This window comes from Leadbettera azotonutricia ZAS-9, from assembly GCF_000214355.1.
GTDB lineage: Bacteria > Spirochaetota > Spirochaetia > Treponematales > Breznakiellaceae > Leadbettera > Leadbettera azotonutricia.
In genome coordinates this window covers 3,348,823-3,361,389 of the sequence record NC_015577.1, presented here as the reverse complement: position 1 = coordinate 3,361,389, position 12,567 = coordinate 3,348,823, and the positions used below count along the sequence as shown (strand labels likewise).

The following is a 12,567-nucleotide window of genomic DNA, read 5'->3' as shown; positions in this document are numbered from 1 at the left end:
TTTCAATTGAAAAAATACACCTTTCCCCTTTAAACTTTTTCTTCTTTCCTATATAATAATTCGGTTATGTTAAAAAATAGGAGGGAACCCGGGGCTGCGGTCATGGAAAACCCCTTAATTGTGCAAAGCGACCGAACCTTGCTGCTGGATGTCCATGCCCCCCGCGCAGAGGAGGCCCGTTCGGCTATTCTGCCCTTTGCAGAACTGGAAAAATCGCCCGAGCATATACATACCTATCGAATAACCCCCCTCTCTCTCTGGAATGCGGCCAGTGCAGGCTATACTCCTGAAGGCGTGACCGCGGCCTTGAACGAATTCACCCGCTATGCCATACCCTCGGGCGTTACCGAAGGTTTTTCCGATACCATGGCCCGTTATGGCAAGATACGCCTTGTCGCGGGTGAGGGCGCGGAGGAGCTTCCCAATGAGCTTTTTCTTGTATCAGAGGACGAGGCCATCGCCAGGGAAATCGGGGCTGCGAAAATTCTCGATAAGTACTTAGTAAAAGGCCCCGGCTTTTCCGGCTTCAAATTGAAATTTACAGACCGGGGCAGCGTGAAGCGTGAACTCATACGCCTGGGCTGGCCTGTGCAGGACGAAGCCCCTTTTGCAAAGGGCGAGCCGTTGGATATACGCCTAAAAGATCCCGCTTCTTCGGGCCGGCCTTTTGCGCCCCGGGATTATCAGGTCGAGGCTGCCAAGGCTGTGCTTGGATCGGGCGGGCCGGGTTCGGGCTACGGCGTGGTGGTGCTGCCCTGCGGTTCAGGCAAGACCGTGGTGGGCATGGCTTTCATGTCCCTCCTTAAAACCAACACCTTGATCCTTACAACCAATGTGGCTGCGGTTCATCAATGGATGGAAGAGCTCCTTGACAAGACTGAATTGAAAAAGGAGGAGATAGCCGAGTACACAGGGGATTCAAAATCAGTTGCGCCGGTAACGGTTGCAACCTATCAGATCATTACCTGGCGGCCCGACAAGGCTGCGGATTTTCCCCATTTCAAGCTTTTCAGGGAAAGACCCTGGGGGCTTATCATTTACGATGAAGTGCATTTGCTTCCTGCCCCTGTGTTCAGGGTTACTGCCGAACTTCAGGCAGTGCGCCGCCTTGGGCTCACCGCTACCCTTGTAAGGGAGGATGGCGCAGAGGATGCGGTGTTCAGCCTTGTGGGTCCCAAGCGTTATGATGTGCCCTGGAAGGATCTTGAAGGCAAGGGCTGGATAGCCGAAGCTTTCTGTACCGAGATACGTCTCGAGCTTCCCGGACATCTCAAGATACCCTACGCGGTAGCTGCCCCCCGGGAAAAGTACCGCCTGGCCAGCGAGAACCCCCTTAAGGAAGAGGCAGTTGTTGAGCTTATTCAGAACCACCCTGATGATCAGATCCTCGTCATAGGCCAATACCTAAGCCAGCTTGATTCGTTGGCAAAACTGTTAAAAGTCCCCCTTATTACCGGAAAAACCCCCAACACCGAAAGGGAAAAAATTTACAACGCCTTCAAAAAGGGAGAAGTACGGGTGATAGTGGTAAGCCGGGTTGCAAACTTTGCCATCGATCTTCCCGACGCTTCCATGGCGATTCAGGTGTCGGGCAGTTTTGGTTCCCGCCAGGAAGAGGCCCAAAGGCTGGGGCGTATATTGCGCCCCAAGGATGAAGGCCGCAGTTCCTGGTTTTATACCCTTGTGTCCCGTTATACAGTGGAAGAGGATTTTGCCGCCAATCGCCAGCAGTTCCTGGCTGAGCAGGGTTACAAATATTCCATTCAGCATTGGACTGCAGAAGAATTGGCCCTGCCCGCGCCGCAGGCAGAGGCGGCAAAATGAAGGTTTCGATTTTTCGTCCCATAGAGCAATGGAAGTCCGCCCTCATGACTCTGCCTGATTCAAACTTTTTTGAGCTGATGCGGAGCATCTTCGGCAGCGTTAAAACCCCCTTCAACAAACAGCGTCTTGTGGATGATCTTTTTATGCTCCTCTCCAAAGAGGAGATACGGCAGATCATTTCAGGATATCTTGATGAAAGGGATCATAAACTCATTGCGGCAGTGGCGCTGTTAAAAGAGCCTGAACCTGTTGATCTTGACAGTTTTTTTACCGGCGACCTGCCTTCGGGGGATCTTCACACACTTCTGCTGAACCTTGAAGAGCGGCTTATTATCTATCGCATACAGGATGGGGATCAAAGACGCCTTGCGCTTAACCCCGCGCTGGAATCCGTTCTTGCGCCTATTGCCCAGGATGGGAGCATACTTTTCCCTTCTTCGGCTGTCAAAGAACCCGGCGAGAGCAAGGGGCCTGCCTTTATCCCCGATAACAGGGCTATGGCAGCCCTCTTTGCCTTCTGCTCAGGGGAGGATGATTTTTTCAAGGCTGAGGGCGGAATACGCAAAAAGGTTTTGGAAGAAGGGAAGCGGCTCTTCCCGGGTCTCGACCTTGAACTGTCGGTAAGCGCATTGCTGCAGATGGGGCTTTTTTCCATGGGCGATGGAAGGCTTGTCCCCGAAGACAGCAGCATTAAGGAATTCGGAAAGCTCAGTTCCCGGGAGAGGAGGGAGTATTGGGCAGCAGGGATATACCTGAGCCTCAATGAAGATGCTTCCGATAATTTTGCATTAAACCGGGGGTGCATCAGGGTTATTGCTTCTTTCATACGCCGTTTCTGCGAACTTCCCGATCCTGAACGCCAGTACCCCAAGATCACCCTGCGGCGTTTCGCAGGAATACTGAACAGGGAAGATGCAGGAGCAGGAAATGCCTGGGGCTACAGGCTCTTTGAAAAATCAGAACCCCTTCCCTTTGATCCGGTCATGGAAGCAATGGAAAAAACCGGCCTTATTGACGGAACAGGCGGTTCCTGGCGCATCGTGATTTTTACTGATACTGATAGAAAAAGCAGCAATACTGCTATTGCCATGGATTCATCTTTTTCATTTATTATTTACCCGGAAATTCAATTTGCCGATGCCCTTGCCCTTTCCGGCTTTTGCTCGGCCAAAGGTATTTTGGGCACAGGTTTTGAGCTTACCCGGCGTTCGGCTGTAACCGGTTTTGACCGGGGCTTAAGTTCCGCCTATATGCTTGAAACCCTGGATCGCCTTTCGGGGGGCCGCATAGATTCAAACCTGGGCTGGACCCTGAAAGACTGGGAAACCCGCTATAACGCAGTGTCGCTGCGCCAGGGATTAGTACTAACACTGTCGGAAGATCGCCGTTACCTGGCGGAGGCGGAACCGGTAGCTTCCCTTATACGGATAACCCTTGCCCCTGGTGTCTATCTGATACAAGCCGAAGGGAAATCCGAAGCTGTCGCAGCCCTGCGCAAAGCCGGTGTGGACATCATAGCCCAGCCCGCATTCCTGAACACAGAAGGCAGCAGGATGCCCATAGGGCCAAGAGCTTTCCCCCATATCGACTCAGGCGCTGCTATTGAGCTTCCTGTTTCTTCAGCAGCTTCCACAGCATCGCAGTCAGGAATTAAAAAACAGCCTTCCCCTGTCCAGGAACGCTTCCGCCAACGGCTTAAGGATCTGCGCCTTGGCAAAGCGGAACGGGACGAATTATCCGCCCGTATAGAGCGCCGCCTTGTGTTGAGCGATGCCCAGCTTGAAGGGGCTGCAATACGCCACGAAAAGCTTGAAGCCCGCGGCCTCGACTATGTGGGGAAATCGGTCCTGGCAAAGCAGGCCATTGCTTCAGGATCTTTGCTGGAAGTGTCCTGGCCCCGCGCAGGCGGAGGCGTCAATCAGACCAGAGGTATTCCCTCGGGGCTGGAAAAGAAAGAAGGAGAAAGCGTGCTGGTTCTTAAGCCGGTTTTTAGAAACGATGACCAGGGGGAAGAGCTTGCAGACCTGCCTGCAGCGGAATTTTCCGCCGGCGAGATACGCCTGCCCCTGGGGAGAATAAGTTTATTGAGGCGTATCAAACAATCTATATTCGGAGAATGAAGGAGTTATTTATACTATGCCACTATTGCCATTTTCAAATCAGGCCGCTGAAGTCAGCCAGGCCAAATTAGCGGTTTTAATTGATGCGGACAATACACAGCCCGCCATTATCGAGGGCCTTCTTGACGAAGTTGCCAAATACGGAGTCGCCAGCGTTAAACGCATCTATGGCGACTGGACCAGCACCAACCTGCGCCAGTGGAAGGAACGGCTTCTGGAATATGCCATACAGCCCATTCAGCAGTTTGCCTATACCCAGGGAAAAAACGCCACTGACTCGGCAATGATCATAGACGCCATGGATCTGCTTTACAGCGAAAAACTCGATGGCTTCTGCATTGTTTCGAGCGATTCGGACTTTACCCGCCTTGCGGCGCGTATCCGCGAAAGCGGCCGCACAGTCTACGGCTTTGGCGAAAAGAAAACCCCCAAGGCTTTTGTCTCTGTCTGCGATAAATTCATTTACACAGAAATACTGCGCGATACCGGAGAGGAGCAGGATGAGGATGAAGCCAGGCCGGCTGCAAAAACCAAAAAAGAAATCAAAAAAGTGGACAGGAAGCTTTTAAAGCTTTTGCAGGACGTTGTGGACGACTTGGCCGAAGAATCAGGCTGGGCCTACCTCGGCGGCGTCGGGCAGAAGATAAACAACCGCTCCACCGATTTTGATCCCCGGCTCTATGGCTTTAATAAGCTGGGCGACATGTTCAGGGCCATCCCCCAGTTTGAAACCGAGGAAAGGCCCCAGGCCAACGGCACGGGCCGCCAGGTCTACATTCGCTGGAAGCGCAAGGCGCGCTAAGTTTTTTTCCCCAGCCCCACATAATAGGTCTCAAATGATCCGGGCCTGCATGCTTGGGGCTTAAAGCTTTTTCCGCTCTCAAAGAGGCTGCGGATTTTTTTGAGCAGTGAACTGGTATCCCCGCCCTGGAACACTTTTACCGCCATGTTTCCGCCCTGGGCAAGGGCGTTCTCAGCGTAATGCAGGGCCATTTCGGCCAGGCCGAGGGAGCGGAGGGTATCCACGGAACGGTTGCCCGTGGTGGCCGGGGCAGCGTCGCTCAGGAGGAGATTGTAGCCCCCCCGGGAAAATATGCTTTCGGTGTTTTCCGGGGATGTCATATCGCCCTGGATAAAAAAGAAATTGCTGCTGTCAAAAAGCCCCTGATCATACACCCGCGAAAGGGGGGAGAGATCGATGGAAACAAGAGTGGAAGCTGGCCGGTTGCTATTGGCAGCCTCTCCCCAGGCTGCCATCTTCCGCAGCACATAGAGGCTCCAGCTTCCGGGGGCTGCCCCCAGGTCGAGTACCTTCATGCCCCGCTTGAGAAGGCTGAACTTTTCGTCCATCTCCTTGAGCTTATAAACCGAGCGGGCAGGGTAGCCCTCTTTTTGCGCCTTGAGGGACCAGAAGTCAAGTTTTTCGTAGTTCGCCATTGTAACCCTTCCATGAGGAACGGTGCTCATGTAGAATAAGATACTGTATGAAAAATGAGTATACTGCCAGGCTTGAAAAAATTGAAGCGGTTCTCCGAACCTGGCTGCCGGAAAACCCCGGCCCTTCCTGGCTGGAAGATGTTTTTGCCCTTCCTGGGGACAGCGTCAGCGCCGGGCTTGAAAAATCCCTTTCCCTGCCGGGATGGGACCTGGTGAACCGGGGCGGCAAGAGGTGGCGGCCCCTGCTCATGCTTTTGGCTGCGGAATGTGTTTCGGGTGAACAGGGCGCCGAGGCTGCCCTGGCCCTGACGCCGCTGGTTGAATTCCCCCATAACGCCAGCCTTATCCATGACGATATAGAGGACAATTCGGACGAGCGCAGGGGCAAACCGGCGGTGCATCTTATTTATGGCAGCGATTCGGCTATCAATAGCGGGGCTTTTCTTTACTTTCTTCCATTAAGCTGTATTTCAGCCTGGCATGCCTCGGCGGAAGCGAAAAACAGGGTCTGCCAAATTTGGGGCGAATACATGCGCCGCCTCCATTTGGGTCAGGCCATGGACATTGCCTGGCACCGCGATTATGGCTCTCTCCCTGGGCTTGATGAATACGACCGCATGTGCCGGCTCAAGACCGGCTGCCTGGCAAGGCTGGCTGCGGTGCTTGGGATACATTGCGGCTTTTTCGGCGCAGCTCAATATGATGATCCCAAGGCTCTAGCCTTGGCCAATGCCTTTGGCGAGGCTGCTGAAAAACTTGGCGTGGGTTTTCAGATTCTGGACGATGTCAAAAACCTTACCACCGGCATTCCCGGCAAGAAGCGGGGTGACGATGTGGTGGAGGGGAAAAAGAGCCTCCCTGTTTTGCTTTACCTTCACCGGAACCCTGCCAAAAAAGAATTCGCCTCCCGCTGTTTTGCGGCAGCCCGAAAAGGGGGCGCAGGCGTTCCGGAGGTTGAGGAATTTATCGCGGCCCTTGATGTCGCCGGGGTTTTGGAAGATGCTAACCAGCGGGGGCTTCGACTTATCGGCGAAAGCCGCAAGGTCTTTACCGGGGCGGAGGCTGCGGGCTTTCCCCTAAAAAAAGAAGGCCGGGAACTCATGGCGGGCCTCGTAGATTTGATCAGTTAAAGGAAAAATATGAACGGTTTGCTGGAAGCTGAAATCTGGACTATTGCCCGGACCGAGGAAGGGAATGTGGTTTTCCTTAAGCCCCTTAAAGGGGAAGAGATAATCCCCATCTTCATAGGGCCTTTGGAAGCCCAGTCCATCATAGTAGCCATTGAAAATTACCAGGTCGAGCGGCCCCTTACCCATGACCTTCTTCTCAACCTGGCAGATAAGGCAGGCTTCATCTTTATGAGAGCCGAAATTTATGATATAAAGGAAGATGTCTTTTATGCCAGGCTTTTGTTTTCTGCCCCTATGAGTACCCAGCCCATTGTCCTGGATGCCCGGCCCTCTGACGCCCTGGCCCTGGCATTGCGCAGGAAATGCCCGGTTTTTGTCTCTCCCCTGGTGCTGGAAAAAGCCGGGAGCCCCATGGATTCCGTTATGGGAGGGAAGATCGAGAGCCCTTTGACCCTCCTGAGGCATGAACTTGAAGAAGCCCTGGTTGCTGAAGATTACGAAAAGGCTGCCTCAATACGGGACAAGATCAGCCTGCTGGATAAAGACCAGGGCAAAATGGTATAATGTTCCGATAAAGGGAGATGATGGCTGATTTTATATGGCTGAAGGATAAGAACCTTCTTCGTACCCTTCTCCTCTCTTGCCTCGTTCTCTATCTGCCTTGGGGTTGGTCTGCCCAGCCTGATACCCCCGCTGAAACTCTCGTGGGGAGGGCTAAAAACGGCATGGGCGGCGGGATGCTCCCCGGCGAGAATCCGGTTATTATCGAAGCTTCCATTGACCTTGAACTTTCAGGCCTCCCCGAACCCGAAGAATATTCCAGGCCCCATATACTTGCCTTTTCTTCCTATAAAGTGGAGAAGGGCGACTATATTGGAGATATCGCCATGAAGGCGGGTCTCAATCAGGATACCATCCTTTCGGTGAATGGGATTAAAAATTCCAGGCTCCTTCAAATCGGCCAAATTTTGAAGATACCCAACCAGGATGGCGTTTATTATGCGGCTAAAAAAGACGAGGCTGTTTCTGCCATCGCTGAAAAATATGAAGTCAGCGCCGAAGCCATTGTTATTGCCAACGAGCTTTTTTCCGATACCCTCGTTGAAAACGACAGCCTCTTTATTCCCGGCGCAAAGATGGATTGGGTTAACCGCCAGGAGATCAACGGCGATCTTTTTATCTGGCCTGTTTCCGGCTGGATTACTTCGAATTATGGCTACAGGGCGAATCCTTTCGGCGGCGACCGCCAGTTCCATTCGGGCCTCGACGTAGGTGCCCTCCAGGGGACAGCGGTCAGGGCAGCCATGGCCGGCAGGGTGAGTTCTGTAGGCTACAATGATACCTTCGGCAACTATGTAGTCGTTTCCCACCATTCAGGATACCGCACCCTTTACGGCCACCTGAGCCTTGCAAGGGTAAAAGCCGGGGCTTTTGTAGGAACCGGGGAAAGGATAGGGGATGTGGGAAGCACAGGAATCAGTACCGGCCCCCATCTGCATTTTACGGTTTATAAAGACGGTGTTACGGTTAATCCCCGCAATTTAATGAAATAAAATTTTTACACTTAGCTGCATTACTTTAACTGTATTATTGAATCTACAAGATTTTTAAAATCTTCGTTGAGCTGTTCTTTGGTACCCGAATCCAGTATAGCCTTGTTTACATAATGCACGCCTTCGCGTTCTTCTATAATTGCATCGTCATCCGCAGTGTCTGGTTTGGAGGCAATTTCTTCAATATCATCTTCCCCAGGCATGGCTTCAAGTTCTTCCGGATCGCCGTATTCTTCAAGGAAGAAGGGCTTGTAAATCACGGACATGCCCGAATTTACGGTAAAGGCTTCAAGTTTGGTGTTGGGGCCGCTTCCGGGAGCTTCAGCATCCGCAAGGTTCTTTAAGGGGTTTTTTTTTTCATCCGGTGATTCAAGCTCTGAAGGTTCTTCCGCAGGGGGCTCTGCCGGGATTTCCACAGGGAGTTTCGCTTCTTCCACGGCCTCTTCAAGCACCGGCTCTTCATCAAGTGTCGTTTCAGCTTTATCGTCGAACCCCGAAAGCATGGTTTCAAAGGGAGAAACTATTTCAAGCTCTTTTTCCAGGAGGGCTTCTTCTTCATCAGTATCAGGGAGGGTGCTGAATTCTATCTTGCTGGCTAAGTCAGCCAAATCCATTTCCGACATGCGGGGCGTTTTTTTGCTGTCAGCCGACGCCTCCCCTTCTTCTGCAATGCCGCTTTCGCCCTCTTCAAGTTCTTCCAATTCTTCAAGTTCAGCAGGTTCATCGCTTTCAGGCCGCATGGCCTCTATGACCTTGTCTATATCTTCGTCAACAAGCTCAAGGCCCGAGGATTCTACTATATAGGGGATGTCATCTTCGCCAAAGACCAGCTTCACATTGGTAGGTGGCTGGGTTGGGGCTTCGAAGTCCGCATTGGCGGGTTTTCCTGCAGTTTCTGTCGGGAGTCCTTCTCCAACTTCAGGCAATTCTTCGACTTCCTCAGCGGGCTCGGCCTCTGTTAGTTCTTCGACTTCTTCCACGGGCTCGGCCTCTGTTAGTTCTTCGACTTCCTCAAGAGGCTCGGCTTCCGCCAGTTCTTCGACTTCCTCAACAGGCTCGGCTTCCGCCAGTTCTTCGACTTCTTCCACAGGCTCGGCCTCTGTTAGTTCTTCGACTTCCTCAGCGGGCTCGGCCTCTGTTAGTTCTTCAACTTCTTCCGCAGGCTCGGCTTCTGTTAGTTCTTCGACTTCCTCAGCAGGTTCGGCCTCTGCCAGTTCTTCGACTTCCTCAGCAGGTTCGGCTTCTGTTAGTTCTTCAACTTCTTCTGCGGGGGCTTCCACAGGTATTCCCGTTGCGGCTGCGGGAGCTGACAGCGCTGCGGAAGCGGGGGGTACTGCGGCAGTAGGCGCTGCGAGAATTTTATTCAATATGGTCTGAAGCTTGGCTTCATCAATGCTGGTTTCTTTGCGCCCGCCTATGACACCCAGAAGCTCGTCCCAGGATTTGTCGATGAGGGAGTCAATATCATCTTTATCTTTGGTTGGGCCAAGGCCCCGCTTGAGTTCGCTGCGGATTTCGTCGCGGCGCTGTTCAAGCTCGCGGGTCCAATGACCCCAGTCCATGTCGCTCTTTCTGTCGTAGTACTGTTCAATAAGGGAAATTTGGAGCTGCTTGAGGCGGTTCTGAACTATAGTGAGGGGATCCTGCCTCAAATTAAAGAGGAGGAAAACAGTGAGATACACGGTGAGGAAGAACGAAGCCAATAGTATCATCTTCATCATTTGGGGGAAGGCGAAAAGACCTTCGTCCACAAGGCGGCCCGCAAAGATACCCTGGCTGGTTTTGGCTGAAATCAATGCCAATGAGGAAGCGGAGCCTGACGAATCAAGGGCAGTGAGGTTAAGCAGCCCTTCGTTCCATATCGAAGAAATCCGGGGAATTAAAGCCCCCTCGGCAGATACAGGCGCGCCTGTCACAATACCCGCAGGGCTTGTGATAACTGAAATATTCTCGCCGACCTTGATGCGCCCTTCGCTGATGAGCCTTTCGCCCACAGCCCTTATGGAAAGGGAAAAAAGCGCAGTACCCCGGAAGACATCAAAAGAATCATAAAAAGGAAGGGAAAAAAGTATGCGGTTGCCGGTCTCGTCCGGAATGAGGCGGGGCTTGCCCCGATCAGCCTGGGCAATGCTCTCGTAGGGGATGTTTCCGGTATCGTCGCTGTAATTGCGGTAAGCTGTCGAAAGCCTGTCCTGCCTCAATATGTCGGGCTGCCAGGTAGAATAGTGGAGCCGTATGCCACCTACATCAACAAAGCGTACCCACTGAAGCCCTCCGAGGGATTCCAGGAGCACGCCATATATGCGGGAACGCTCAAAAATATCTTCCGCGCTTTGATTGGGGAGAAAACTGCGTTTGATTGCAGCATCCTGCAAGCTGTCCTGGAAACGTCCCTCAAGCTCGGTCAAAAAACCGCCAATGGAATCAGCGTCCTTGGAAACTTCTTTTGCCAGGGATGAAGCGATGGAAGGGTTGTAGAATTTGGCCTCGACCAGATCGAAAAGGCCCGTATATGCCAATACGGTAAACCCTGCGAAGAGTACGACAGAGATAAGTAAGCTTAATGCTGCTTTCTGTGAAACCGTCACTCCAAAAATACCCTATGTATAGAATTTAGAAAGTCTCTACCTATTATCGGCCGAAAACCCTCAATAACATAGATTAGTATATAGCAAATTCCAGATTTATGCTATAAAGAGAGGATGAAAGAGACTCTCTCCACGGAAGAAAAAGCCCCCAGGGCCTTTCTTATAGGCATCAGGGACAATAAAATCTCCAAAAAAGAAGCCGAATCCCTTGGCCGCGAGCTTCTTGACCTCTGCGGAACCCTGGGCCTCGAAATAGCCGGCCAGGAGACCGTCCACATACGCGAGAACCACGCCCAATATGGCATGGGGACAGGAAAGGCGGCAGAGCTATCTGAAAAAGCCATTGAACTGGCAGCCGACTGCCTTGTCTTTGACCGCGACATCAGTCCGTCCCAGCAGCGCAACTGGGAAGAGCTTACCGGAATCTCAGTCATCGACAGGCAGGAACTCATAATCCAGATATTCTCGGGCCGCGCCCGCACCCGCGAAGCAGACCTTCAGGTAAGCCTGGCTGAACTCTATTATTCCCTCCCACGGCTTCAGCACAAATACATAGACCTTAACCGCCAGCGAGGCGGCCGCTACGGCACAAAGGGCTCAGGCGAAACCCGCCTCGAAACCGACCGCCGCCTTGTGGAACAGCGCATACACCGCCTGGAAGAAGAGCTCGAAACTGTCCGCCGCCAGCGCGACACCCAGCGCAAGCAGCGTCAAAAGCAGGGCATGCAGGTCTGTGCCATTGTGGGCTATACCAACGCCGGCAAGTCCACTCTCCTCAACGCCCTTACCGGCGCGGAGGTCCTTGCTGAAGACAAGCTTTTTGCCACCCTGGACTCTACCAGCCGCCGCCTCCTTCTCCCCGGCGGCCTCCCCATACTCCTGGTGGACACTGTCGGCTTCATACGCCGCCTCCCCCACAACCTCGTCAATGCCTTCCGTTCCACCCTGGAAGAAGCCAGTCTCTCCGATCTGCTCATTCACGTCCTTGACGCTTCGGACCCGGATGCCCCGGCTTATTATGACACTACCCTCCAGGTTCTCCGCGAACTGGGCGCCGACAAGGTCCCCATGCTCACAGTCCTCAACAAAGCCGACCGCCCGGAAGCTTCGGCATATATAGAAGATCTTAAAACCCGTTACGAAGGGGCCATCCCCCTTTCGGCCAGTACCGGCGAGGGCCTAAGCGATCTTCTGGCGCGCATGGAATCCCTCCTCGCCGGGGCAGTGCAATCCTTCCGCTTCCCCCATGCCCGCAGCGATTTGGCGGCAATGCTCCACCGCAGCGGCACAGTCCTGTCGGAGAAATATGAGGACGAGTTTATCGAGATGGATGCGCGGGTTGATGAGAGGACTGCGGGGAAGCTGAAGGAATTTGTGGTAGGCTAGAAATATAAAACGGAGGTTTTTATGGGTTTTAAGGAATTGGCTGCTGCGCGGTATTCGGTGAGGAAGTTTAAGGACAGAGCTGTAGAAAAAGAGAAGGTTGATCTTATTTTAGAGGCGGCCCGGAACGCCCCGACTGCGGCAAATAAACAGCCCCAGCGAATTCTGGTGATTGATACGGATGAGGAGCTGAAGAAGGTTGATGCCTGCACCCGTTTCCGTTTTGAAACATCCCTGGTGTTTCTTGTCTGCTATGATCAGAATGAATGCTGGGTGCGGAGTTTTGACGGGGAAAAGAGCGGCGAGGTGGATGCCAGCATTGTCACTACCCAGATGATGCTCCAGGCTGCTGATATCGGGCTGGGTACTACCTGGGTTATGTTTTTCGATCCTGCAAAAACCAGGGAGGAATTCAAACTGCCCCCACATATCATTCCGGTGGCGTTTCTTCCGACAGGTTATCCTGCGGACGATGCCGAGCCTTCGGATCGGCATGCTGTTAGGCATCCGCTGGAAAAGTTGATTATTTAAG

10 protein-coding genes are annotated in these 12,567 nt (G+C 52.9%); 8 read left to right on the top strand and 2 right to left on the bottom strand.

What is annotated here, in order from left to right; genetic code table 11:
* Positions 1 to 66 precede the first annotated feature (66 nt).
* Genes TREAZ_RS14810 through TREAZ_RS14800 form a run of 3 tightly spaced genes read left to right on the top strand, consistent with a single transcriptional unit; the run spans position 67 to position 4,746 of the window.
* On the top strand, positions 67 to 1,824 hold the full coding sequence (locus TREAZ_RS14810) for a DNA repair helicase XPB (protein ID WP_245535041.1): 1,758 nt from the start codon (positions 67 to 69) through the stop codon (positions 1,822 to 1,824).
* The gene (locus tag TREAZ_RS14805; RefSeq protein ID WP_015712702.1) at positions 1,821 to 3,944 is read left to right on the top strand and encodes a hypothetical protein; all 2,124 of its coding nucleotides are present in this window, start codon (positions 1,821 to 1,823) and stop codon (positions 3,942 to 3,944) included. The genes TREAZ_RS14810 and TREAZ_RS14805 overlap by 4 nt, the downstream gene beginning before the upstream one ends.
* Before the next feature lie 16 nt (positions 3,945 to 3,960).
* The gene (locus TREAZ_RS14800) at positions 3,961 to 4,746 is read left to right on the top strand and encodes an NYN domain-containing protein (RefSeq protein ID WP_015712701.1); all 786 of its coding nucleotides are present in this window, start codon (positions 3,961 to 3,963) and stop codon (positions 4,744 to 4,746) included.
* Here TREAZ_RS14800 and TREAZ_RS14795 read toward each other — a convergent pair.
* Entirely contained in the window at positions 4,743 to 5,381 is a 639-nt protein-coding gene (locus TREAZ_RS14795) for an SAM-dependent methyltransferase (protein ID WP_015712700.1), read from the bottom strand. The two genes, TREAZ_RS14800 and TREAZ_RS14795, sit on opposite strands and share 4 nt — an antisense overlap.
* 47 nt (positions 5,382 to 5,428) lie before the next feature.
* Here TREAZ_RS14795 and TREAZ_RS14790 point away from each other — a divergent pair, with 47 nt between their 5' ends.
* The 3 genes from TREAZ_RS14790 to TREAZ_RS14780 are packed head-to-tail and all read left to right on the top strand — an operon-like array spanning position 5,429 to position 8,064.
* Positions 5,429 to 6,511 (top strand): polyprenyl synthetase family protein, encoded by a 1,083-nt coding sequence (locus tag TREAZ_RS14790; RefSeq protein WP_015712699.1) that lies wholly within the window; start codon positions 5,429 to 5,431, stop codon positions 6,509 to 6,511.
* 9 nt (positions 6,512 to 6,520) lie between these two features.
* Positions 6,521 to 7,075, top strand: a complete 555-nt coding sequence (locus tag TREAZ_RS14785) for a bifunctional nuclease family protein (protein WP_015712698.1) — start codon at positions 6,521 to 6,523, stop codon at positions 7,073 to 7,075.
* Between the two features lie 20 nt (positions 7,076 to 7,095).
* The gene (locus tag TREAZ_RS14780; RefSeq protein ID WP_015712697.1) at positions 7,096 to 8,064 is read left to right on the top strand and encodes a M23 family metallopeptidase; all 969 of its coding nucleotides are present in this window, start codon (positions 7,096 to 7,098) and stop codon (positions 8,062 to 8,064) included.
* Positions 8,065 to 8,084: 20 nt separating this feature from the next.
* Here the strand turns inward: TREAZ_RS14780 and TREAZ_RS14775 are convergent, their stop codons facing one another.
* Positions 8,085 to 10,652 carry a hypothetical protein gene (locus TREAZ_RS14775; protein ID WP_015712696.1) on the bottom strand — a complete coding sequence of 856 codons (2,568 nt, stop codon included), beginning with the start codon at positions 10,650 to 10,652 and terminating at the stop codon, positions 8,085 to 8,087.
* A gap of 114 nt (positions 10,653 to 10,766) precedes the next feature.
* Here TREAZ_RS14775 and hflX point away from each other — a divergent pair, with 114 nt between their 5' ends.
* Positions 10,767 to 12,038 carry a GTPase HflX gene (hflX, locus tag TREAZ_RS14770; protein WP_015712695.1) on the top strand — a complete coding sequence of 424 codons (1,272 nt, stop codon included), beginning with the start codon at positions 10,767 to 10,769 and terminating at the stop codon, positions 12,036 to 12,038.
* Positions 12,039 to 12,059: 21 nt separating this feature from the next.
* Positions 12,060 to 12,566 carry a nitroreductase family protein gene (locus tag TREAZ_RS14765; protein ID WP_015712694.1) on the top strand — a complete coding sequence of 169 codons (507 nt, stop codon included), beginning with the start codon at positions 12,060 to 12,062 and terminating at the stop codon, positions 12,564 to 12,566.
* Position 12,567 lies beyond the last annotated feature (1 nt).

Coding starts and splice junctions, on each gene's coding strand:
- TREAZ_RS14810 (WP_245535041.1), top strand. CDS start 67: ATGTTAAAAAATAGGAGGGAACCCGGGGCTGCGGTCATGGAAAACCCC.
- TREAZ_RS14785 (WP_015712698.1), top strand. CDS start 6,521: ATGAACGGTTTGCTGGAAGCTGAAATCTGGACTATTGCCCGGACCGAG.
- TREAZ_RS14765 (WP_015712694.1), top strand. CDS start 12,060: ATGGGTTTTAAGGAATTGGCTGCTGCGCGGTATTCGGTGAGGAAGTTT.
- TREAZ_RS14805 (WP_015712702.1), top strand. CDS start 1,821: ATGAAGGTTTCGATTTTTCGTCCCATAGAGCAATGGAAGTCCGCCCTC.
- TREAZ_RS14790 (WP_015712699.1), top strand. CDS start 5,429: ATGAAAAATGAGTATACTGCCAGGCTTGAAAAAATTGAAGCGGTTCTC.
- hflX (WP_015712695.1), top strand. CDS start 10,767: ATGAAAGAGACTCTCTCCACGGAAGAAAAAGCCCCCAGGGCCTTTCTT.
- TREAZ_RS14795 (WP_015712700.1), bottom strand. CDS start 5,381: ATGGCGAACTACGAAAAACTTGACTTCTGGTCCCTCAAGGCGCAAAAA.
- TREAZ_RS14780 (WP_015712697.1), top strand. CDS start 7,096: ATGGCTGATTTTATATGGCTGAAGGATAAGAACCTTCTTCGTACCCTT.
- TREAZ_RS14800 (WP_015712701.1), top strand. CDS start 3,961: ATGCCACTATTGCCATTTTCAAATCAGGCCGCTGAAGTCAGCCAGGCC.